Source organism: Chloroflexaceae bacterium (assembly GCA_025057155.1).
Classification (GTDB): Bacteria; Chloroflexota; Chloroflexia; order Chloroflexales; family Chloroflexaceae; genus JACAEO01.
Map to the genome: position 1 here is coordinate 90,091 of JANWYD010000014.1, position 23,405 is coordinate 113,495.

Sequence of the window (23,405 nt, forward strand, 5' to 3'; positions counted from 1 at the left end):
CCGGTGCTATCGCTACTTGCCAGCCGCCCGCAGGGCCGCCTCGATGGCGCCGGGAAGGCCGCGCATATCAACGATCTGACCGTTCACGTTGAAGGTCGGCGTCGCGTTCACCCCGGCGGCGAAGGCCGCCTCGGCTGCCGCGGTGACGGCCCGGGCCTGAGCGCCGCTGCTCATGCAGGCGTCGAAGGCGGTGCGGTCGAGGCCCAGCTGCCCGGCATAGCCGCTGAAGACATTCTGCACATTGTTCAGGGGCGACCACTGCTGCTGGTTGAGGTAGAGCATAGCGTGCATCTGCCAGAACTTGTTCTGCTCGCCGGCACAGCGGGCGGCGGCGGCGGCGGCCACGGCGTGGCGGTGGCTGTCGAGCGGCACCTCATGGTAGACGAACTTGACCTTGCCGGTCTCGATGTAGTCGCGGGAGATGATCGGGGCCAGGTTGCGTTCGTAGTAGGCGCAGGAAGGGCACTGGTAATCGGCGTACTCGGTTACGGTCACCGGGGCGTCAGGGTTGCCCTTGTACCAGAAGCCCTCTTCCGTCTGGCCTACCGGGACAGTTGGCGCGGCAACCGGCGGATTGGCGCGGTTCCACAGAGTATAGGTGGCAAGCGCGGCAATTCCGATCACCACGATGCCGCCGACAATAAGATAAAAGATGGTCAGAGGATTCTGTTTGCGCTCAGTCACTTTGCGCCCGCGCTGCCCGGAGACGCTGCTCATGGTGGTTTCTCCGCGTGAGGTGCTTCCTGGCTTTACAATCTGGTCATGGCAGGTTGACGGTTCGCGCCTGCCCTATCTCTGGCGGGACTGCCGCCGGCATAACAGGGGCATTATAGTCCAGCCGCGAGTCGGGCGTCAACTCGAGTTTAAGCGGTATGTGTTCAGATCTTATGTGAGGGGAACGACTAATGAAGATTAAGAACATAAACCGGTATTCGCTCTGTAGCCCGGCGGCTGAAGCCGCGGGCTACGGATGCGAAGCCCGCCTGTGCGGGCTATGCCGGATTTAATTCTTAATCTCCATAAGTCGTTACAACGAGAGAACCCAGGTGGAAATTAATTTTACGGAAGAAAAACCAGTAATTACGACTTTAGTGGTTTCACCATTATTAGAGCGAAACGCACCCTCAGCCTGTCGCAGGGTGCGTTCCGCCGGTATACCTGAATAAGTTAGAGCAATCCCGGCTACTTCCAGCCGCCCACAGCGTCGAAGATCGCCCGATCGTGCAGCGGATTGGGCACGGTGGCCTCGGGTTGGCCCAGCAAGTACTCGGCCATGTCGTAGAAGGGCCTGACGCACTCTTCTTTGCCCTCGCCCTCCATCTCGAACAGGGTCTTGCCGGCCAGGCGCGAACGGCGAATCAGATCGTGGTAGGGCACGCGGCCGATGATCCTGGTGCCGACGGTTTCGACAAACTGCTCGAGCAATTCGGTGCCGCCGAACTCCGGGTCAACCCGGTTGGCGATCACGCCGGCCATCCTCACCTTGTGGCGCTGGCTCTTCTGGGCGATCGCCAGACAGAGGCGATTGGCGGCGAAGATGCTGTCGAAGTCGTTGCAGGCGACGATCAGCCCGTAGTCGGCATAGTTGAGCGGGGCGGAGAAGCCGCCGCACACCACGTCGCCCAGCACATCGAAGACGATCACGTCATACTTGTGGTACAGACCAAACTCCTTCAGCAGCTTCACCGTCTCGCCAACGACGTAGCCGCCGCAGCCGGAGCCGGCGGGCGGACCGCCGGACTCCAGCGTATCCACGCCGGCGAATCCGGTGCGGATCACGTCCTCGCGGACCACATCCTCCACATGGAAGTCCACCTCCTCCAGCACATCAATCACCGTGGGCTGGAGCAAGCCGGTAAGTGGGAAGGTGCTGTCGTGCTTTGGATCGCAGCCGATCTGCAACACTTTGGCGCCCTTGAGGGCCATGGCTGCGGAAAGGTTGGCGCTGGTGGTTGATTTGCCAATGCCGCCTTTGCCGTAGACCGCGAGGATCAGACTCATTCGTGCTCTCCTTTTCTCCCTGGCTGCTCTCATTGCCGACGACGCTTCGTCTCGGCGGGGATTGCGATGTCCTGCGGCCCCCGCAGGATTTCCGCGACCCGGCGAAGCCGCGCCGCGCTCGAACGGTGCTGTTGGAGTGAGGAGGATCCCCCAGGCCTCCCCCGGAGCTGCGTCTCGCCCGGCCCTCCCGCGAGCGGGAGGGGCGGAGGGGTGGGGAAACCAGGTTTCCCCACCCTGTGGCTCTATCTGTGAATGAAGTTTCCTTGCCTTTCCGCCCTCCTCCCAACCTCCCCCCTCGGGGGGAGGAGCCGGTCTCCGTCCCCCAGCGGGGGAGGGTGGGTGAGGGGGCGGGGTTACCGAAAAACTTCGTTCACAGACGACTATGGAGGAGTCAGGGGGCGACCGAACTCCTGCTCATACACGTCGGCGACGCCGGCCAGGGCGCGATAGACATAGCCCGGAACGATGCGGCGCTCCAGGCGGGCGTGCTGGTCGCGCACGTAAACCAGGTTGCGGATCAGTTTCATCTCGATCACCCCGCGGGCGAATTCGAGACCTTTAGTGCCTCTGGTGCGCTGCATCCAGGCGACGAACTTGCGCACCGGCGCGGGTGGGCGCCGGGGGGGCTGGCGCAGCATGCGCACGTAGGCGCGCATCCCGGCCCGGCGGTCGCCGCCCTGGGTGAGCTGGCCCAGCTCCAGACGAGGGCGGATCAGGTTGAAGAGTTCCTCGCCCCGCTCGGTGCGCACCAGGGTCCACTGCCAGCGTTCCTCCGGCGGCAGCGGCGCGCCCATGTAGCCGATGGTCAGGTCCGACAGGCCGTTCTGGTAATCGAAACAACTCAGGCAGGCGGGGGGAAAGATGCCCCGCTCGCCGCCGAGTTTTCCAACGTCCAGGTCAACGAAGTTGACCTTCTCGATGCGCCCGTCCTCGTGGCGCAGGTGGACGCGGAAATCCTGCATAAACTCGTGATGCACGACCGTTTCGGGCGACCTGGAGACCACCTTGAGGAAGCGCATGAGGTCGGGGTAGGCGGTGTTGTCGGTGCAGGGGATGCCGATCACATAGAGCCGTTCCAGGCCCAGTTCCGCTTCGAGCGCCCGCAGGGCGTGCACCTGGCAACCGGTGCCGATAAAGGCCAGGCGTTTGAGACCGCACGCCCGCACCTCGTCGAGCACCTCCAGGTTGGGCGAGAGGCAGGGCTTGTTGCCGGCGGAGGCGATTACCTCGGCGGGGGCGCGGGCCAGGAAGGGCAGCGGCGCCCAGCGCGTGCCCGGCACAGCCCGCGTGGTGATCACTCCCTCCACCAGGCCCTGTTCGAGCAGCAGCGCGCCCAGAGCGGTCACCACGCCGCTCCACTGGGCCGCGGGGTTGACCGGGCGCAGACGGATGACATGGATGGCCCGGTAGATGCCGAACAGCAACTCGTCGCCATCACGCCGGTTCCGACCGTGGAGGCGCATTTCGAGGTCCTCGTGCTGATTGTGGACGAAGACGCACGCCCGCGCCATCGCCGGGCGCAACTCGCCGCCGCACACGCCACAATCGGAGCAGAGCTTCGGGCGACCTTTGAAGCGTTCGGCCTGGCTCAGCAGGGTGATCTCGTGCAGCGGTCGGGCGGGTGTGGTTGCCATAGGTCTCTCTCTGTTGGGCCGAAGCATTGGCGTAGCCAATACTTCGGCCTTACAGCGCAGCCAGCCTCCTTACGCCCCCAGGGCCTCCTTGGCGGCGAGCAGCACCTCGGCGGTGATCTCGGCGTGACCGCGCTCGCGGGCGTACTTCTCGACATTGGCGCGCACCCGGCCCCGCACGAAGAAAGGCACCTTCTTCAGCATAGCCTCAGCCTCGGAGGTCCAGACCGGATTCACGACGGTCTGAACAGGCGGGGGCGCGATGGCCGCCGCGCCGCCGTTGGCGGAGGCGAGGGCCGACGCGGCCTGGGTCACAGGTTCGGCAAGCTCGACGGCGGGCGCCGGCGCGCCGTTGGCGGCGGGGGCCCTGTCGTCATCAAGGCCCGCGTCGCCAAAGAGGTCAATCAGGTGCTTCTCCATGCCCAGGGTGCAGGTGGTGTACACCTCATCGGCGATCACATCGGCGCCGTCGAAGCCGAGGAAGGGGCGGTAGGCCAGCAGGTGGTTCTCGATATGGGTCGGCGGCGCGATGACCATACAGTTCAGGTCATAGCGACGGGCGGTATGGCGCTCCATCTGCGTGCCGCAGACCAGCTCCGGGCGCAGGTCGGCCAGGCGGGCGGCTACCTGCTGGAACTCGTCGGTGGCCAGGAACTGATCATCGCTGACGTAGCCTCGGAGCTGTTCGCGCACCCAGTCGGCCTCCTTAAGCAGATAGGTGCCCGCGCCCACGATGGGCATCCCCAGTTCATCGGCCAGGAACTTCACCACCCCGACGGTGTGGGTCGCGTCGCCGAAGACAAAGGCGGTCTTGCCGGAGAAGCTTTCCATATCGGCGGTGCGGGCGAACCATGGCACGTTGGAGGGGGCTGACATGCCATCGAGGGAGAAGGCGGTGAGAGGCGGCAGGGCGACCGGCGCAAAGGCGGGCCCGGCGGCGCGGGCGCCGACCTGATTGAGAAGCTCAACCAGCGCGTTGAGCCAGCGCAGGGTGGGCTGCACGCCGATGGGGGCCTCGCACAGGGCAGGCACGCCGAACTGCGCTTGCAGATGTTCGGCGGCCAGGCGTCCCAGTTCGCGGTAGGGCGCGATAGTTGCCCAGGCGGCGGGGAGGCGTCGCAGGTCGTCGAGCGAAGCGCCCCAGGGAGCGACAACATTGACCTCCACGCCGAGCGCCCGCAGCATGCGCCGCAGGGCGATCAGGTCGTGCCGGGCGTGGAAGCCGAGCGAGGAGGGGCCGAGGATGTTGACGCTGGGGCGGGGCGTCAGGGCCTGGGGCGCGGCGTAGCGCCGCACCAGTTCGGTGAACAGCGCATCGGCGGCGCGGGTCTCGGCCATGCGGTAGGGATTGGCGTCGAAGACCAGCACCTCGCAGCCGACGCCCGCAGAGCGCGCGGCGATCTCCAGGTTCTCCTGAAGCAGAATGGTGGAGCACGACGCCACAACCACGATGAGATCGGGCTTCTTGCTGGCCTCGACCTGTCGCAGGGTTTCGGGCAGGCGGATGGTGCCCCGGGCCAGGTCGGTGCCGCTCACCACGCTGGTGGTCATGGCGGGGAAGCCAGGGGTGCGCTCCAGCATGGTGAAAATCGTCGTCACATAGTCATCGCCCTGGGGCGCGTGGAAGACGGCGTGGACGCCGCGCATCGAGTTGGCGATCCGGCCAACGCCGTGGTGGGCGGTGCCCTCGTACATCCAGTAGGCTAGTCGCATCGCTCGTCCTTTCAGCGCACTCAACTCCGCATCAGCGGGATCACCTCGCCCGCCATGCTGGGCATTACCCCGGCGGTCCAGACCGGATCGAGGCCCAGCGGGTCGAGCTGGGCGTGGCGGCGCAGGGCGCGAGTGAACAGGTTGGCGAGCATATTCACGCCGGCCCACCCGTGGATGGGCGAGAAGATGAACTCGGTGCCCCACTTGGCCACCACGCCGTGCCCGATCAGGGGGTTGGCGGTAATGATATTGGAGATGACCAGATCGGGCTGTTCCTCGGCGATGGAGCGGAGCTGGCGTTCGAAATTGGCCTGTTCAACCAGGCGCACCCCCTCCAGGGCCTGCAACTCGCGGCTGTGGAAACGCCGGTTAATATAGGGAGTGGAGCACTCCAGCACCTCGGCCCCCGCGGCGCGCAGAAAGCGCGCCAGGGGCAGCTCGAGAAGCGTATCGGCGGCGAAGAAGACCTTCTTGCCGCGCAGCAGGTCGGTATGGTGCTTGATGCGTTCCCAGGCCTGAGCCTCCCGTTCTGCGAGATCCGCCTTCAGGCCGAACTCGGCGGCCAGATCCTCCCAGAAGGCGCGGCAGCCGTCGGGGCCGAAGGGGAAGAGCGACGTGAGCACGGTGCAGCCGCGCTCGTTTGCGAGCTGGTTGGCAACCTTCGGCAGAAACGGCTGCAGCGGGGCGACCACCGTGCCGGGGCCGATCGGCGGCAGTTCGTGGAAATGGTTGGCGGGCAGGAACCCGGCCACGGGAATGCCGAGACGGGCGGCCTCGAGGGCGAAATCGTCGGCGGTCGCGTCGTTGACCGAGCCGAGGAAGACCACGCGCCGGTCATCGGGCGGGGCCATCGGGCAGAAGGGCAGCAGCGCCTGCAGCACCGAATCCTCGCTCTGGGCGAAGGTGTAATCCAGCCCCGAAGCCGGCACGAACAGCACCGGCACCTCCGGCGTGCTCACCGAGTGGGCCAGACCCTCGAACTCCACCTTCATTACCTCGGGCGTGCATGATGAGAGCAAAAAGATCACCGAGGGCCGGTGTTCGCGTTTGATCTCCTCGATCTGGTCGGCAATGTGCGGCTGCGCCGAACTCAGATCGCCCTCCTCAAGTAGCGAGACGGCGAAACGGGGCCGGGCGAAGATCATCACGCCGAGGGTGTTCTGGAGCAGATGAGCGCAGGTGTGGGTGCCCAGGATCAGGAAGAAGCTGTCCTTGATCTTCTGGTAGAGCCAGCCGACGCTCACCAGACCGCAGAACGAATGGTAGAGACCGTCTTCGCGCGTAAAGGTTGCCTTCGGGGGCATAGCTCTCTCCCTTGGGAAAGCCCGGTTCGTCGCAGATTGGGCCACGGCGTTTCCCGCATTATAACACTTTATGAAAGGATGTGTTATATAAACATTTTTCGTGCATAAGGTGTGCAAGCTCAACCGGCCCAGTCGCGCGGAACCAGGAAGCGCGCCATCTCGGCCTCGGGCGAGCCGGGTGGGGGCATGTACCGGAACTCCCAGCGGGCCAGCGGCGGCAGCGACATCAGAATGGCCTCGATATCGCCCTCGGTTTGCAGCCCGAAGCGGGTGCCGCGGTCGAGCGCCAGGTTGAACTCGACGTAGCGGCCGCGCCGGTAGAGTTGCCAGCGGCGTTCACGCTCGCCGTAGGGTGTTGCCAGGCGACGACGCACCAGCGGCAGGTAGGCGGCCAGGATGGTGGCGGCGCCATCGCGAACGAAGGCCAGCGTCCGCTCGAAGCTCTCTTCATCGGGGAGACTCAGATCGTCGAAGAAGATCCCCCCGATGCCGCGCATCTCGTGGCGATGAGGCAGGTAGAAGTAGCGGTCGCACCAGTCCTTCACCGTCGGATAATCCACCACCCCGTGCCGCTCGACGTAGGCCTTGAGGGTGACGTGGAAGTGGCGCGCGTCCTCCTCGAAGCCGTAGGAAGGCGTCAGGTCCATGCCGCCGCCGAACCAGCGCTCCATGCCGGCCTCGAAGTAGCGAAAGTTGGCGTGGAAGGCGGGCGCATAGGGGTTGCGCGGGTGCAGCACCATCGAGACGCCGGTGGCGAAGAAGGGAAGCCCGCGCGTGCCTGGCTTCTCCTGGTAGATGCTCGGCGGCGCCTCGTCTCCGTAGACGGCGGAGACATTTACCCCGGCGCGCTCGAAAACCGCGCCCTCGGTGAGCACGCGAGCCGTGCCGCCGCCTCCACCGGGGCGCTCCCAGGTCACTCCATCGAATCGGCCGGGAGGCAGGCCGGTACAGGTTGCGCCCTCCCGCTCCACTTCCTCGAAGCCCGCGATGAGGGCTGCTTGCGCCTCGCGCATGATCCCATGGACCTGTTCACGGGTGTCGGTCAGGGTCATCAGGTTTTCTCTCCGTTGCTCTGTTATGCTGAAAGGGCGGGGATACCTGGTTTCCCCACGCCCCTGCCGAAAAAGTGGGGAAAGCCTCTCCCTCGATCATCATTTTCTGTGAACGAAGTTTTTCGAAGCCTCCGCCCCCTCTCCAACCCTTCCCCGCCGGGGGAGGTGGTCCGGCGCCTCCCCCCAACAGGGGGAGGTTGGGAGGGGGGCGGAAATGCCAGAAACTTCGCTTACGGACTAATCATTTGTAGAAGCCGGTTTTCCAACGCTCCTGCGAAAGACCGGGGAAATCCTCTGCCTCGTGAGGTTGGAGCAACCGGGTTTCCCGCCATTCACCCCAGCGCCTCGCGCGCCTCGGCATAGTTGCGATAGACCGCCTGCGGCATATTGATCCCTTCCAGGCGCGCGCCGAGCAGACGCCGGAAGAAGGCGTTGGTGGAGTAGCGGGTCGAAGAGAGAAAGTACCGCTCCGTATTGCGCCGGACCATGGCGTAGAAGGCGTCGGCGGCGGCGGGGTTGAGGTTGAAGTTGTCGTAGTTGACGATCACGTTGACGCGCCGGCCCAGGCTCTGGAAGTAGCCGTCCAGGAACGCCGAGAGCTTCGCCACGTCATCTTCGGTGACCAGGTTCAGGCCCTCGAAATTGGCGTAGCAGATGTTGGCCTCGGGATCGTAGTGAACCCGCTCTTCGAGCCGCAGCACCGCCTGCTGCGACAGCCCCATCGCGCGCTCGGCGAAGATGCGCGGGTCCATCAGGCGCAGGTTGGGGCTGATGAGCGGGCGAAACTCCATCCGCGCGAGCACATCGCGTTCGAGGTCGAGTCCCGGAGCGATTTCGAGCAACTCCAGCCCTTCGGCGGTCAGGCGGAAGAGGGCCCGTTCGGTGATGTAGCGCACCTGCTGGCCGCGCCGGGCGGCGAAGGGGCCGCTGAAGGTCACCTGTTCCACACGGCGCACGAACTTGCGCTGCCCGCCTTCCTGCTGGATGCGCACCTGCCCTTCCTCGATCGTCACGATGGCGTCGCTGGTCAGTGTGCCGAGGAAGAACAGGTTGCGGGCGTTCTGGCTGATGTTGATGAACCCCCCTGCCCCGGCGAGGCGCGCGCCGAAGCGGCTGACGTTGACGTTGCCCCGTTCGTCTACCTGAGCCATGCCGAGGTAGGCCTGGTCCAGCCCGCCGCCGTCGTAGAAGTCGAACTGGTTGGGCTGGTCAATGATCGCCTGGGGGTTGGTGACGGCGCCGAAGCTCAACCCGCCGGCGGGAATGCCGCCCACGCCGCCCGGCTCGACCGTCAGGGTGATCAGGTCGAGGATGCCTTCCTCGTTGGCCACTGCGGCCACGCCCTCGGGCATGCCGATGCCGAGGTTGACCACGGCGTTGATGGTGAGGAACTGCGCGGCGCGGCGGGCGATGACCTTGCGCGGCGTGAGCGGCAGGGGCGGAAGGCGCCCGCGGGGGGCGCGCACCTCGCCGGTGTAAGCCGGGTTGTAGGGTTCGCCGAAGGTCTGCGGATGCAGTTCGGGCGGGGCGATTACCACGCAGTCCACCAGGATGCCGGGGACCTTGACCTCCTTGGGATTGCGCACGTGCTCGGTCGTCACCCGTTCAACCTGGGCGATGACGATGCCGCCGGAGTTTTTGACGGCCTGGGCGATCGCCAGACTCTCCAGGGTCAGCGCCTCGCGCTCCATGGTGAGGTTGCCCTCTTCATCGGCGGTCGTGGCGCGGATCAGCCCGATGGAGATGGGAAAGGCGGGATAGAAGAGATACTCCTTGCCGTCCAGTTCCACCACTTTAACCACTTCATCGGTGCTGATGGCGTTCAGCCTTCCGCCTTCGAGGCGCGGGTCAACGAAGGTATGCAGGCCGACGTGGGTGATCACGCCGGGCTTGCGGCCGGCGATGGCCCGAAACAGGTGCGAGATGACGCCCTGGGGGAGACAGTAGGCGCGGATCTTGCCTTCGAGGGCCATGCGCCCGAGCGCCGGCGCCAGACCCCAGTGCCCGCCGATGGCGCGGGCCACCAGCCCCTCGTGGGCCAGGTGGTTCAGGCCCCGCTGCCGCCCATCGCCCTGCCCGGCGGCGAAGACCAGACCCAGATTGCGGGGCGAGCCGGTTTCCAGAAAGCGGCGCTCCAGCGCCACGGCCAGGGCTTCGGGGAAGCCGATGCCCACGAACCCTCCCGTTGCCACAGTATCGTCGTCCAGGATCACCCGCACCGCCTCTTCCGCGCTGATTACTTTGTTGCGTTTCATCGTCGTCCTTGCTGCTGCTCGTGGCCTGTCCGGTCAACTTCTTTAACCTTACGTTCCTCCGGGTTGAAGCACGTCGGGGAAACCCGGTTTTCCTGCCTCGAAGTTGAACCGGCAACACTTCACAGCAGCAAGGATACCGCAAAACGACGAACACGCGCTAGGCCAGGGCCAGCGCCTCGCGCGCGGCGGCCAGGGTGCGTTCCACCTCATCGGGGCCATGGGCGGCGCTGAGGAAGCCGGCTTCGAACTGCGACGGCGCCAGGTAGACCCCCCGTTCGCACATAGCCCAGAAGAAGCGCCCGTAGCGCTGCGGGTCCACCAGACGTCTGGCCTCGGCCCAGTTGGTGACGCGCGCGTCGCTCTCCTTCAAGAAGTAGAACCCGAACATCGTGCCGACCTGGCCCACCTGAAGCGGAATCTCACATTCTTCGGCCAGGGCGCGCAGACCGGCGGCCAGTTCAGCGGCGCAGGCGGCGGCCCGATCAAAGGGCGTCACGCCCTGCTCGGAGGTGAAGGCGGTGTTGAGCGTCGCCAGTCCGGCGGCCATGGCCAGGGGGTTGCCCGAAAGCGTGCCGGCCTGGTACATCGGCCCGGCGGGAGCGACCATCTGCATGATCGGCGCCTTGCCGGCATAGGCGCCCACGGGCAGGCCGCCGCCGATGACCTTGCCCAGGCAGGTCAGATCCGGATCAAGGCCCCACAGGCCCTGGGCCCCGCCGGGGGCGACGCGGAAGCCGGTCATCACCTCGTCGAGGATCAGCAAGGCCCCGTGCTCGCGGGTCAGCGTCCGCAGCCCCTCGAGGAACCCCGGTTCGGGGAGCACAAAGCCCATGTTGGCGGCGATCGGCTCGACGATCACCGCGGCGATCTGCGCGCCGTAGTGGTCAAAGAGGCGCCGCACCGCCTCCAGGTCGTTGTATTCGGCGGTGAGCGTGTCGGCGGCGGTGCTGGCGGTGACGCCGGGGCTGTCGGGCAGGCCCAGAGTGGCTACGCCCGAGCCGGCCTGCACCAGCAGCATATCGGCGTGCCCGTGGTAGCAGCCGGTGAACTTGACGATCTTGTCGCGGCCGGTGTAGGCGCGCGCCAGACGCAGGGCGCTCATGGTCGCCTCGGTGCCGGAGTTGACGAAGCGCACCTGCTCGAGTCCGGGCATCAGCTCCAGCACGCGCCGGGCCAGGGCCGTCTCCAGTTCGGTTGGCGCCCCGAAGCTGGAGCCGCGCGCCACCTGGGCCTGGACGGCCTCAACCACCGCCGGGTGGGCGTGGCCGAGGAGCAGCGGCCCCCAGGAGAGCACGTAGTCAATATAGCTATTGCCGTCGGCGTCCCAGATATAGGCGCCCTGGCCGCGTTCGATAAACAGCGGCGTGCCGCCGACGCCGCGAAAGGCCCGTACCGGCGAGTTGACTCCGCCGGGGATCAGCCGGACGGCCTCGGCGTAGAGTTCTTTCGAGCGGGCGTAGCGATCGCTCATGGTTCACTCCGTGGCTTTGAGAGCCTGTCAGCATAACTGGTCGGTGAACGAAGTTTTTCGGTAACCCTGCCTCCTCCCCAACCCTCCCCCGCTGGGGGAGGGAGTCCGGCGCTTCTCCCCAACGGGGAGAGGTTGGGAAGAGGGCGGAAATTCAAGGAAACTTCGTTCACAGACTAAAAACTCCTGGGGGTAAGTGGGGAAACCGGGTTGCCCCACGCCCCTGCCTGAGGAGAGGTCCAGGGTTCACACGCGATACCCCTGAACGAACTCCACCAGACGGCGCACGTTATCTTCGGGCGTTTCGGTGAGGATGCCGTGGCCGAGGTTGAAGATGTGGCCGGGGCGCCCGGCGGCCTGCTCGAGGATGGCCCGCGCGCGGCGCTCGATCTCGGGCCAGGGGCCGTGGAGCGCCGTGGGGTCCAGGTTCCCCTGCACGGCCACGTCTGGGCCGAGCCGGGCCCAGCCATCGTCGAGGCGGATGCGCCAGTCAAGGCCAATGACCTCGGCCCCGGTTTCCCGCAGCAGGGGCAGCATGCCGTTCAGATCGGTGCCGAAGTAGACCACCGGAGGCGCCTGGCCAGGAGCAAAAGCGGCGCGGAACCGGCCGATAGCCCGCTGGAGGTGCGGCAGCACATACTCGCGGAAATCATCAGGGGCCAGCGTGCCGGCCCAGGAGTCGAAGATCTGCACCACATCGGCGCCAGCGCGCACCTGGGCCGCGAGGTAGTCCGCCACCAGGGCGGCCAGTTTCTCCATCAGCAGGTTCCAGCTTGCCGGGTCGCTGTACATCAGCACCTTGGTGCGGCGGTACTCATGGCTGCCTCCGCCCTCGATGGCGTAGCTGGCGAGGGTGAACGGCGCTCCGCTGAAGCCGTAGAGGGCCGTGTCGGGGGGCAGGGCCCGCTTCACCAGGCGCAGCGCCTCCAGGGTGTACCCCGAAGCCTCCTCGGCCACGTAGGGCCGCAGGGCCTCAATGTCGGCGCGGCTGCGGATGGGGTTGTGGATGACCGGACCCTCGCCCTTCTCGAAGGTAAGTTGGATGCCGATGCCCTCCAGCGGCGGCAGAATGTCGGCAAAGATAATCGCCGCATCCATGTGGAAGGCCTCGATCGGCTGGAGGGTCACCTCGGCGGCCACCTCGGGCCGTTTGACCATTTCGAGGAACCCGTGGCGCTCGCGCACGGCCCGGTAGACGGACATATAGCGACCCGCCTGGCGCATCAACCAGATGGGCGTGCGGTCGGTCGGTTCGCGCCGGCAGGCGGCCAGAATACGGTTGGTCATGGGGGTCTCCTTACCCGCGGAGCCAGCGCGCGGCATCTTTGGCCCAGTAGGTGATAATCAGGTCGGCGCCGGCGCGGGCAATCGCGGTCAGCGTCTCCATGGCGACGCGCCGCTCATCAATCCAGCCCTTCTCGGCGGCGGCCCTGACCATGCTGTACTCGCCGCTCACCTGGTAGGCGGCCAGGGGCAAATCGAAGCGGTCGCGCACCTGGCGGATGATGTCGAGGTAGGCCAGGGCCGGTTTGACCATCAGCAGATCGGCCCCCTCGTCAACATCGAGAGCCACTTCGCGCAGGGCCTCGCGGCGGTTGGCCGGGTCCATCTGGTACTCGCTGCGATCGCCAAAGCTCGGAGGACTCTCGGCGGCATCGCGGAAGGGGCCGTAGAAGCTCGAGGCGAACTTGGCGGCGTAACTCATGATGGCCGTCTCGTGCAGGCCGGCCAGGTCCAGGGCGGTGCGAATGCGGGCCACCATGCCGTCAATCATCCCCGACGGGGCGATAATGTCGGCCCCGGCCTGGGCGTGCACCACCGCGGCCTTGCCCAGGATCTCCAGGGTGGGGTCGTTGAGCAAGTATCCTTCGGCCAGACGTTCGTTGTAATACTTGCTCCGAGGAACGTTGATGATTCCGCAGTGCCCATGATTCGTATATTCGCAGCAGCACATGTCGGAAATGACAATCAGTTCTGGCACGGCGCGTTTGATGGCGGCGGCGGCCCGGGGCACAATGCCATCGGGGTCGAAGTTCTCGCTGCCCAGTTCGTCTTTATGGGCGGGAATGCCGAAGAGCAGCACGGCGGGGATGCCCAGTTCGGCCAGGGCCTCGGCCTCGCGCACCGCCATATCAACCGAGAGTTGCGCATGGCCGGGCATCGAGGCGATGGGGCGCACGATCCCGCTGCCATGGCGGATGAACAGTGGCGCGATCAACTGGTCAATCCGCGGCGCCGTCTCGCGCACCATGCGCCGCAACGTGGCTGTGCGGCGCAACCGCCGCGGCCGAATGGTAGGAAACCCGGACATGCGCGTTCCTCCTTTGTGTCGTCGAGAGGCGCCTCCAGGGCGCCTCTCGACATCCCTCTACATTCAGTGGGGGTGTGAGGAAACCCGGTCTCCCCGCACCCCTCCAACCGGTCGGGGGTTGCGGGAAGTCTATGGTTCCCTGCGCCCCTCCTGGCGGTAATGGGCCACCAGGGCCTCCAGCAGACCCGCTTCGGTCGAGACGGCGGCAACCACGGCGGGCGACAGGCCCAGTTCGCGGCAGGTTTCGGCCGTCGAGGGGCCGATACAGGCGACCAGGCAGCGCCTCGCCGCCTCCAGGCCCTCGACGCCCACCTGCCGGGCGAAGTAGCGCGCGGTGGAGCCGCTGGTGAAGAGCAGCGCATCAATCGCGCCCTCGCGCAGCCAGGCCGCCAGTTCCTCGCCGCCGGGCGCCGGCACGGTGCGGTAGGCCACCACCCGGTCCACCTGCGCGCCAGCGGCGCGCAGGCGCTCCTCCAGCTCCGGGCGGGCAATGTCAGCATTGGGCAGCAGCACGCGCCGCCCTGCCAGGTCGCCCATTGCGGCGACCAGTTCGGCGCCCATGAAGCGTTCAGGCACGGCGGCAGGCTCGGCGCCCAGCAGTTCGCGGCAGGCGGCGGCGGTGGCGGGGCCGACCGCACCGATCTTCAGCGACAGGCGATGGGCCAGGCGCGGCGCACGTTCGCCCAGGGCCTGAGCCACCACCTCGACCGCGGTGACGCTCGTCAGCAGCAGCCATTCGTACATCCCCGCCTCCAGCCGGCTCATGGCTTCGGCCAGAGCCGCCGGGTCCTCGGGCGGGGCATAGGCGATGGTCGGGCGCAGCACCGGCGTCGCGCCCAGGGCCGTCAGGCGCGCTGCCAGTTCATCGCCGCGCCCGGCGGCGCGCGGTACCAGCACTCGCAGTCCCGCCAGGGGCAGGCGGTCGGATTGTGGGCGTTGCGTGTCAGACATGTGTGGCTCCGCCGGGGAGCGTGGAAATGTGGAGGTGTGGAGCTGTGGAGGTGTGGAGGTGCAGGGTTTTCTCTCCCCCGCTGTCCGCCTCTCCAACTCTCCGACTCTCCAGCTCCACAGCTCCACACCTCCACACCTCTACAAGTCCCTACCTCTCCCCGTCAACGCCGTCAGCACCTCGGCGGCGCCCTGCGCCAGCAAGGCTTCGGCCAGGGCCGTTCCCAGGCTCTCGGCTGCCTCAACCGGGCCGGACTGCTCGCCGCGGACCACGGTGGATCCGTCGAGGGAACCGACGAGACCGCGGAGGCGCAGGCGATCCGGCGCGTCGGGGGTGGCATAGGCGGCAATGGGCACCTGACAGCCGCCTTCGAGGCGGCGCAGGAAGGCCCGCTCGGCCAGCGCGGCGGCGCGGCTCGGCCCGTGATCGAGGGGGGCGAGCAGGGCCTGGGTGTCGGCATCGTCGGCGCGGCACTCAATGACCAGAATGCCCTGGGCCACAGCGGGCAGCATAGTTTCGGCGGGCACCGGGGCGGCCACGAAGGTCGCGCCGTCGCTGCGCAGGCGCCCGGCGGCGTCGAACAGGCCCAGGCGCTCCAGGCCCGCCGTAGCCAGCACCAGCGCGTCGAACCGTCCCTCGGCCAGCTTGCGCAGCCGGGTGTCCACATTCCCGCGCACGTCGCGCAGCTCCAGATCGGGCCGCAGGGCGCGGATCTGGCAGGCGCGGCGCAGCGAACTGGTGCCCACCACCGCGCCGCGCGGCAGGGCCTCGAGGGTGGCCTGATCCGGCGCCAGGGCACCCTCTCGCAGCACCAGCATGTCGCGCGGATCGACCCGTTCGGGGAAGGCGGCGAGGATCAGGCCATCGGGGATGACCGAGGGCATATCCTTGCAACTGTGGACGCAGAAGTCCACTTCTTCATCCAGGAGCGCCTGCTCAAGCTCTTTGACGAACAATCCCTTGTCACCAACGGCGGAGAGGGCGACATCGAGGATACGGTCGCCGCGGGTGGTAATGACGCGCAACTCCACCTCCAGGCCGGGATGTGCGGCGCGCAGGGCATCGGCGATCATGGTTGACTGGACCAGGGCCAGACGTGAGCCCCGCGTCCCGAGGATGCGTTTGGGCATAGACTCTCCGCCGTGGTTCGGAAGGCCGCCGGAGTGGCCTTATATGTCTGTCAACAAAGTTTTTCGCTAAACCTCTACCCCCGCCCCGGCCCTCCCCCAGCGGGGGAGGGCGCCCGGCTCCTTCCCCCGCCGGGGGAGGAAACTGGGAGAGAGGCGGAAATGCCAGAAAACTTGCTTTACAAACTACTGATGGCGTGTAAGCAACTGATCGGCCTATCCCCCTGCCCGCGCCCTGAGCCGGTCGAGGGGCGCGGGCCGCTGGTATACCCGGAAAGAGGTGCAGAAACTTGATCAGGCCGTCGCGCGCCGTCCGTGCGTCAGCGCTCCACTGTTGAAGGCGAAGGCTCCAGATTGAACAGATCGCGCACCATGGCCGCGTAGCGCATCCCGTCGCCTTCGGCGGCGGCGTCGCGCAGGCGGCGGGTGGGCATATGCAGCAGTTTGTTGACGATGCTGCGGGTGAGGGCCTCGATCACCGTGCGTTGTTCGGGTGAAAGATCAGCCAGACGACGCAAGGCCCGTTCCAGTTCAGCGTTGCGGAGCGCCTCGGCATGCTCGCGGAGCATCGTCAGCGCCGGCACCGCCTCCTGGGTGCGCACCCAGGCCCGGAAGGCACGCATCTCTTCGAGGATGATCTCCTCGGCCCGCTGGGCGGCCTGGGCGCGCTGGCCCAGGGTGGCCTGCACCACGTCTTGCAGGTCGTCAACGGTGTATACATAGGCGCCGGGCACGCTGGCAACATCAGGATGGATGTCGCGAGGCACCGCCAGATCGATCAGCAGCATCTCAGGGCGGGGCGCTGCGCCGTTCACCGCGCATGCCAGGGTCTTGACCGCCAGGGCTTCGCTGATGTGCTCGCGGTAGATGATCGGCACGGGGGCGGAGGTGGAACTGATCACAATATCGGCGCGAGGCAGCACCGTAGACAGTTCTTCCAGGCCATAGGCGGTGGCGCCGTAGCGCTCGGCCAGTTCCCGGGCGCGCGCGGTGGTGCGATTGACGATCATCAGCCGGTCGGCGCCGTTGGCGAGCAGGTTCTGGGCCGCCAGTTCGCTCACCTCGCCGCCGCCGATGAGCAGCACCACACGGCCCTTCAACTCGCCGAGGCGCTGCCGGGCCAGTTCCACGCCGGCCTGGGAGATGCTCGCCGCGCCCTGCCCCAGGGCTGTCTCCGAACGGGCGCGCTTGCCGGCCACCAGCGCATGCTGGAACAGACGATGCAGCATCGGACCGGCGGTGCCAGCGGCCTGGGCCTGCTCATACGCGGTGCGCACCTGCCCCTGGATCTGGGCCTCGCCAAGGACCAGGGAGCGCAATCCGGCCGCGGTAGCGCAGAGATGGCGCGCCACGTCCTCACCATTGTAAAAGTACAGCGTATGGGCGAATTCGCGTTCCTCAACACCGTGAAACTCGGCCAGAAAACTCACCAGACTCTGTGCCGTACTGCCCGCGTGGCTCACGCCGTAGATCTCCACGCGGTTGCAAGTTGAGAGGATAGCCGCCTCGGCCAGCAGCGGCGGAGCGTCACCACTCTTGCCGGTGAGCCGCGCCAGCGCGGCGGTGATGTCAGTGGTGGAAAACGCCAGCCGCTCGCGGATCTCCACCGGCGCGGTGGTATGATCGAGGCCGGCGAGAAGGAGCTTCATGCTCGACCCCCAAATGCTGAGACCAGAGTTCCTGTACCCGCGGAACCCCGCCCTCCCCATCGCGGGCGAGACCCCGTCCTGCGTCGCGCAACACGTTCGTGAAGAAAATCACGCTTACATGGGCCGCGATCAACCACGGGCGCGCCCGTTGGCAGACGCGGGGCGCGCCCCGGAGGCAACGGCGCTAGACATCGGCCATCGCCAGCGCCGAGGCGGGCGCGGGCGCTCGCCCCGCCACGAAGCCGGGCGCGTCAACGCGCGCCAGAATACCGATACAGACGAGCAGACCGAAAGCCGACAGCACGAATACGCTGCCGTAGGCAATGGAGGGCGTTCCGGTCATCCAGAGCACGACGTCGCGCAGCCCCCCGCCGAGGGCCATACCGACGCCGCGGAAGACGAGTTGCGCCACTGTCCAGAGACCCAGATAGGCCCCGGCGTGGCGATCGGTGGTCATGGCCATCAGCAACCCGATTGCCCCGACAGTATACACGCCGAAACCCGCGCCGAAGAGGAAGATGGCCGGGATGAGCAGAACCTGCAACTTGAAGAACCCCGCCACCCCGATGAGCGCCAGCGGCAGTGCGGTGAGAAGCAGACCGAGCCGCGCGGTGGGCGTTTGTTCGTGAGGCGCGCGCCGGCGGGTGATCACTGTAGTGACGATCATGCTGATCAGCACCCCCAGCCCCCAGAAGGCGTTGAAGCGCGTGGTCGCGCCCACATCGAGACCGAAGACATCCCCGCCGAACGGCTCCAGGATGGCGTCCTGAGCGAAGGCGCAGATCGAGCCGAGCGCCAGCAGCATGAAGAAGGCGCGAGGCCGCGGATCAGCCCAGATCATGCGCAGCAGCGGCAGGAAACCGATCGCCGGCCCGGACTCCGCGCCGCCAGAGGTCGCAGGTGCACGCCGATCCTCGCCTAATACCGAGAAGAGCCAGAAGGGGATGGCCAGCCCGACCCCGACCAGGACGGTGCGCAAGAAGGCTTCGGGGCTGTAATGCTTCATCACCGCGGCGTAGATCCCCGGCACGATCACCGAGGCTACCAGCAGCATAATCTGGGCGATGCTCAGGGCCTGGCCGCGCTTGCTCGGCGGAGTGCGGTCACGGATGAGCGCCATGAAGGGGCTGCCGGAGATCAGCGTGCCAATGCCGTAGATAAGAAAGGCCAGCGTGGCGAGGATCCATCCAGGGCGCGAGGCCCCGTCTTCAGCAATCTGCACCGTCGCCAGGGGCGTGAGCAGCAGGCCCACCACCATGAGGGCCCGTCCGCTCCAGATATACGGCGTCCGATGGCGCCCGAAGATGGGATGGCTGTCGGAGCGGTTACCGGCCCAGATGCTGAGGGGGGCCAGCAGGTAGCGCAACGCCGAGAGCAGCGCCACCGGCGTGGCGAGCGCCCCCAGATCGCTGATCAGCACCCGGTTCCACACCGCCGAGGTCAGCATGTCAGAAAAAGCCGAACCGACATGGAACGATCCGATCTTAAAGGTTCGCGGCAGATTCAGCTTTTCGGCCTGGTCGTTACGTTCGGTTGCGTCGTGCATCGCGTTAACCCCCGCCAGAACATTCGGTCCTCGGGCGCTTCTCGCGGCGATCACCCCTGGCAGCCGGCCCACCGCTCCAGATGCGCCATACCCTATTAGCAATCTCGCTAGGCGTCGCCGGCGACGGCGATCAGTTCGGACAGCGTGACCTCCTGCTCGCCCCGGAAGGTTGCGGGGTCAATCTGGCGCAGCAGCACAAGGGTAACACAGAGTATCAGCCCCTCGAGCAGGAACACCACCCCGTACCCGGCGACGGGATTGGCGAGGACGGCGGTGGCGATGTCGCGCACCACGCTGGCCAGGAAGTTCCCCGTTCCCCGCGCCGCGGCATCGGCGATGCCCCAGGCGCCGATGAACAGTCCGGCGTTGGCCGGCGTGGTCATATCGAGCATGAGCGCCAGGTTGGTGGTGGTGGCGATCCCCGTGCCGAAGCCCAGGATGGCCACTCCCGGCACGAAGAGCGCCTCGACATGCAGCAGGCCGCTCAGCGTGATCGTGAAGAAGCCCAGGGCCGCCAGCGAGGACCCCAGCGTGGCCCCGGCTTTCTTGCTGAGGAAGCGGCTAAGCACAAAACCATACAGCAGCAACGCCAGCAACGTCGCCCCGCCCCACACCGCGGTCAACTGGGTTGTCTGGCGCACGCTCATGCCGAAGGCTTTGGCGCCAAACGGCTCCAGCAACACATCCTGGCCGAGAATGGCCGCCAGGAGGAGTGTCAGGTACACGAAGAAGAGTCGCGCCTGGGGATTGCTCACTACCGCCCCGATGGCCTCGCGCGGGCTGTGGCGTTCGCCGGGGCGGGCCGTCTGGCCGCGCGGCTCCAGGCCGATCAGCCCCAGGAAGCCCAGCGTCAGCGCGATGCCGCCAGCGGTGAAGAAGACGCGCACCAGCAGTCCCGGATCGTAGTGCTCCATCGCTCGCCCGGCAATGATCGCCGTGGCGATCACCGCGGTGATCATCATGAACCACATCACCGCGATGGTGCGGGAGCGCTGGCTCTCGTTCGACATATCGCTGGCAAGGGAGAGATAGGAGACTACGGCCAGGTTGTACCCGATGCCCCAGATCAGGAAGGCGACGAAGGCGAAGGCCAGCCCAGGCCAGAAGTTGGCGTCCATCGCCAGCGCGGCGATGGGGGTGAGCACCGAGCCGCCCACGCAGAGCAGCAGGCCGGCGGCGATGTAGGGCGTGCGCCGGTAGCCCCACAGGGGATGGGTGTCAGAGAACTGCCCGATCACCATCTGCATCGGCGACAGCAGGTGGGGAAGGATGATCAGCCCCGCCACGATCGTCGCCAGGATGCCGAGTTCGTGGATCATCACCCGGTTCAGGACACTGGTGATCGGGACCAGGCTGATCGCCACCGCCATGTGGATCAGGCCGAGCCGGAAGTTCTTGAACAGGGTCATCGCGCGCTCCTCAGGTGAACCTGCGGGGAAACCGGTCTCCCCACCCACTGCCAGGGAGAAACGGGTTCCCCTGCGCCTCTCGTTATCCTTAATTTGCCGCTACGCTTTCAGCACGCCCCGCCAGAAGCTCGCCGATCCGGTCGGCCAGGGCCACGCCGTTGTGCCAGCACTTCGGCACGCCTACTCCGCCCCGGTAGCTGCCCAGGAAGGCCAGGCCCGGCTGCTCGCGCTCCAGGCGTTCGAGTTCGGCGATGCGCGCGTCGTGCCCGAAGGTGTACTGGGCAATGGCCCGCTCCCAGCGGGTGGCGTGGGTCAGTTCCGGGTCGCCCGCGGCCCCGAGCACGGCAGCATTCTCAGCCACGGCGGTGGCGATCAGGTCGGCGTCGCTCTGCAGGGCCAGTTCAGGCGCCAGGGCGCCGCCCATCAGCGTCGTGGTCAGCACCCGTCCCGCCGGGGCGCGCCCGGCGAACAGCGACGAGGACCAGAGGATGCCCAGGAAGCGCCGCCGTTCCGAGGAGGGGGCCAGCACGCCGAAGCCGTCCAGGGGATGTTGCACCTGCTCGCGGCGGTAGCCCAGTTGCACCACGGAGACCGGGGCGTATGGAATGCCGCGCAACGCCGCCGCCGCCCGCGCGTCCAGTTCCTCCACCAGCCCGGCGGCGGCGTAGGCCGGCAGGGCCAGGATCACCGCGCGGGCCTCCAGCGTCTCAGGCAGCCGCTCGCGCTCAACGGTCACCTGCCAGAGGGCGCCGTCGGGGCGCACCGCAGTGGCCCGGGCGTTGCACCAGACCCGCCGCGGTCCCAGGGCCGCGGCGATGGCCCGCGGCCACTCGGCGATGCCGCCGGGGAAGCTGAAGGTCAGGCTGCGCATCTTTGGACCTCTGGGCGCGCCGGGCGCGGGCTTCTTTCGCCCGCTGAGCATGCCCTTGATGATGCTGCCGGCGCGCTGCTCGGCTTCCCAGAGGGTGGGGAAGGCCGCCTTGACGGAGATCTGCGCCGGATTGCCGGCGTACACGCCTGAGACGAAGGGGTCAACCAGGCGCGCTGCAGGCTCGGGTCCGAGCCGCCGGGCGAAGAAGCTCGCCACGCTCTCGTCGCCGCCGGTGGCGCGGGGGATGAACGGCTCGCGGAAGATCCGCAGCTTCGCTGCGCCGGAGAGCAACGGCGTGCGCGCCAGACCCACCGGAGACATAGGGATCTCCTCGGGCTTGCCATTGAGCAAGATATAGCGTCGCTTGCCCCGGCGATCGGCGGGGAGCAACCGCCCTAGCAACCCCAGGTCGGCGAACTCGGCCCACAGACGCGGGTCCTTTGTGGCAGCGGTATTGGGGCCGCAGTCCAGCACATACCCTTCCGGGGTGACGATGCTGCGCATCACCCCGCCGACCTCCGGGGCGGCCTCGATCACCAGCACCTCGAGGCCGCGCTTGAAGAGGGTATAGGCTGCGCTCAGGCCGCTGATCCCCCCGCCGACAATGATGGCATCGTAGGTCTCCATAGCGTTGCCTTTCCTCACCGCAGGCAGGCTCGCCGCGCGGCGCGAGCCGCCCTAGATCGTCCGTGAGAAGAGCGGTCGCTCCGCCGTGCGCGCCAGGTAGGCGTCCAGTTCCATACACAGGTTGCGCAGGAAGAAGCGCCCCAGATCGGTGACCACGATCCGCTCGCCGTCCACCTGCACCAGGCCCTCCTCGGCGTGGGCGGCGACGCGTTCGATGGCCTCGATCATGGCCTCGTCGCCCCCGTCGAGGGCGGTGCTGAGCGGCAGTTCCAGGTTGCACATCAGATGGGTGATCGCCGCGCGCCGGCGCCAGTCGTCATCGCTGAGCCAGTGGCCGCGCACGATCGGCAGGCGGCCCTCGTCAATCGCCTTCTGGTAGCGCCCCAGGTGCGCGTCGGTCTGGGCGAAGCAGCCGCCCAGATCGCCGATGGCGCTCATTCCCAGCCCTAGCAGGTGCGGCGCGGGGCGCACGGTGTAACCCATGAAGTTGCGGTGCAGCCGTTTCTCGCGGGCGGCCACCGCCAGTTCATCGGAGGCCAGCGCGAAGTGGTCCATCCCGATCCAGTCGTAGCCCGCCGAGGTGAAGCGTTGCACCGCCTGCTGGAAGAGGCCGAACTTGGCGTAGGGCGAGGGCAGCCCGGCGGCGTCCACCCGCTTCTGGTTGGGGCGCGCCTGGGGAAGATGGGCGTAACTGAAACAGGCCAGCCGGTCCGGGCCAAGGTCAATAATGGCGTCGAGGGTCCGGGCGAAGTTCTCGGTGCTCTGGTAGGGCAGGCCATACACCAGGTCAATGTTGACACTGGTGTAGCCCGCCGCGCGGCAGGCGCCGAAGAGCGCAGCGGTCTTCTCGAAGGGCTGAATGCGACCAATCGCCGCCTGCACCTGCGGGTTGATGTCCTGCACGCCGAGACTCACGCGGTTGAAGCCCAGCTCGCGGTAGAAGGCCGCCTGCTCGGGGCCGCCGAGGCGCGGGTCCATCTCCAGAGCGATCTCGCCGTCCCGATCTATGGTGAAGGCCGCGTCGAGCATGGCCATCAGGCGGCGCGCCTGAGCCTCGGTCAGGAAGTTCGGCGTGCCTCCACCCCAGTGGAGTTGCACCACCCGGCGCCGCTCGCCCAGCAGCGGAGCCACCATGCTCAGCTCCCGCTCAACCCGGTCGAGGTAGGCGTCCACCACGTGGGCGTGCTTCGTCGAGGTGGCGTTGCAGCCACAGTAGGCGCAGCGCTCGGCGCAAAAGGGAAGGTGGACATAGATGGAGAGGGTCTCGTCGGGCCGGGCGGCGACAGCCGCCAGGGCCGCGCGATAGTCCGTCTCGCTGAACTGCGCGCTCCACACCGGCACGGTCGGGTAACTGGTGTAGCGAGGACCGGGCTTGTTGTAGCGGTCAATCTGCTCCCGCGTCACGTGCACAGGGTCCATGACCTGTCTCCTGGAGCTGGCGCGTCGGGCGCGCTGGCTCGCCATTGCTTTGCACTATACCTGCGCCATCCGC

17 protein-coding genes are annotated in these 23,405 nt (G+C 67.1%); all 17 read right to left on the bottom strand.

Annotated features, from left to right (window positions below; translation table 11 throughout):
- Positions 1-12 precede the first annotated feature (12 nt).
- Positions 13-717 (bottom strand): DsbA family protein, encoded by a 705-nt coding sequence (locus NZU74_13955; protein MCS6882433.1) that lies wholly within the window; start codon positions 715-717, stop codon positions 13-15.
- Between the two features lie 465 nt (positions 718-1,182).
- Positions 1,183-2,001 (bottom strand): ferredoxin:protochlorophyllide reductase (ATP-dependent) iron-sulfur ATP-binding protein, encoded by an 819-nt coding sequence (gene bchL / locus NZU74_13960; protein MCS6882434.1) that lies wholly within the window; start codon positions 1,999-2,001, stop codon positions 1,183-1,185.
- Between the two features lie 380 nt (positions 2,002-2,381).
- The gene (locus tag NZU74_13965; GenBank protein ID MCS6882435.1) at positions 2,382-3,635 is read right to left on the bottom strand and encodes a Coenzyme F420 hydrogenase/dehydrogenase, beta subunit C-terminal domain; all 1,254 of its coding nucleotides are present in this window, start codon (positions 3,633-3,635) and stop codon (positions 2,382-2,384) included.
- 69 nt (positions 3,636-3,704) lie between these two features.
- Entirely contained in the window at positions 3,705-5,345 is a 1,641-nt protein-coding gene (locus NZU74_13970) for a ferredoxin:protochlorophyllide reductase (ATP-dependent) subunit B (protein MCS6882436.1), read from the bottom strand.
- A 20-nt stretch (positions 5,346-5,365) separates the two neighbouring features.
- Positions 5,366-6,649, bottom strand: coding sequence for a ferredoxin:protochlorophyllide reductase (ATP-dependent) subunit N (gene bchN / locus NZU74_13975; GenBank protein MCS6882437.1), 1,284 nt, complete (start codon positions 6,647-6,649; stop codon positions 5,366-5,368).
- Between the two features lie 119 nt (positions 6,650-6,768).
- Entirely contained in the window at positions 6,769-7,701 is a 933-nt protein-coding gene (hemF, locus tag NZU74_13980) for an oxygen-dependent coproporphyrinogen oxidase (protein ID MCS6882438.1), read from the bottom strand.
- 332 nt (positions 7,702-8,033) lie between these two features.
- Positions 8,034-9,956, bottom strand: coding sequence for an acyl CoA:acetate/3-ketoacid CoA transferase (locus NZU74_13985; protein MCS6882439.1), 1,923 nt, complete (start codon positions 9,954-9,956; stop codon positions 8,034-8,036).
- A gap of 157 nt (positions 9,957-10,113) precedes the next feature.
- Complete coding sequence (gene hemL, locus NZU74_13990) at positions 10,114-11,427, bottom strand: glutamate-1-semialdehyde 2,1-aminomutase (GenBank protein ID MCS6882440.1); 1,314 nt, start codon at positions 11,425-11,427, stop codon at positions 10,114-10,116.
- Positions 11,428-11,670: 243 nt separating this feature from the next.
- Positions 11,671-12,711, bottom strand: coding sequence for a uroporphyrinogen decarboxylase (hemE, locus tag NZU74_13995; GenBank protein MCS6882441.1), 1,041 nt, complete (start codon positions 12,709-12,711; stop codon positions 11,671-11,673).
- A 10-nt stretch (positions 12,712-12,721) separates the two neighbouring features.
- Positions 12,722-13,735, bottom strand: a complete 1,014-nt coding sequence (gene hemB / locus NZU74_14000) for a porphobilinogen synthase (protein MCS6882442.1) — start codon at positions 13,733-13,735, stop codon at positions 12,722-12,724.
- A 129-nt stretch (positions 13,736-13,864) separates the two neighbouring features.
- Positions 13,865-14,686, bottom strand: a complete 822-nt coding sequence (locus tag NZU74_14005) for a uroporphyrinogen-III synthase (GenBank protein ID MCS6882443.1) — start codon at positions 14,684-14,686, stop codon at positions 13,865-13,867.
- A gap of 138 nt (positions 14,687-14,824) precedes the next feature.
- Positions 14,825-15,814, bottom strand: a complete 990-nt coding sequence (hemC, locus tag NZU74_14010; GenBank protein MCS6882444.1) for a hydroxymethylbilane synthase — start codon at positions 15,812-15,814, stop codon at positions 14,825-14,827.
- Between the two features lie 317 nt (positions 15,815-16,131).
- Complete coding sequence (gene hemA, locus NZU74_14015) at positions 16,132-17,460, bottom strand: glutamyl-tRNA reductase (GenBank protein MCS6882445.1); 1,329 nt, start codon at positions 17,458-17,460, stop codon at positions 16,132-16,134.
- 184 nt (positions 17,461-17,644) lie between these two features.
- Positions 17,645-19,006 (bottom strand): BCD family MFS transporter, encoded by a 1,362-nt coding sequence (locus NZU74_14020; protein ID MCS6882446.1) that lies wholly within the window; start codon positions 19,004-19,006, stop codon positions 17,645-17,647.
- A 107-nt stretch (positions 19,007-19,113) separates the two neighbouring features.
- Complete coding sequence (locus NZU74_14025) at positions 19,114-20,415, bottom strand: BCD family MFS transporter (GenBank protein ID MCS6882447.1); 1,302 nt, start codon at positions 20,413-20,415, stop codon at positions 19,114-19,116.
- Positions 20,416-20,503: 88 nt separating this feature from the next.
- A complete protein-coding gene (gene hemG, locus NZU74_14030; GenBank protein MCS6882448.1) occupies positions 20,504-21,913 on the bottom strand; it encodes a protoporphyrinogen oxidase in 1,410 nt (469 codons plus the stop codon).
- A 51-nt stretch (positions 21,914-21,964) separates the two neighbouring features.
- Positions 21,965-23,332 (bottom strand): oxygen-independent coproporphyrinogen III oxidase, encoded by a 1,368-nt coding sequence (gene hemN, locus NZU74_14035; GenBank protein MCS6882449.1) that lies wholly within the window; start codon positions 23,330-23,332, stop codon positions 21,965-21,967.
- Between the last annotated feature and the right edge of the window lie 73 nt (positions 23,333-23,405).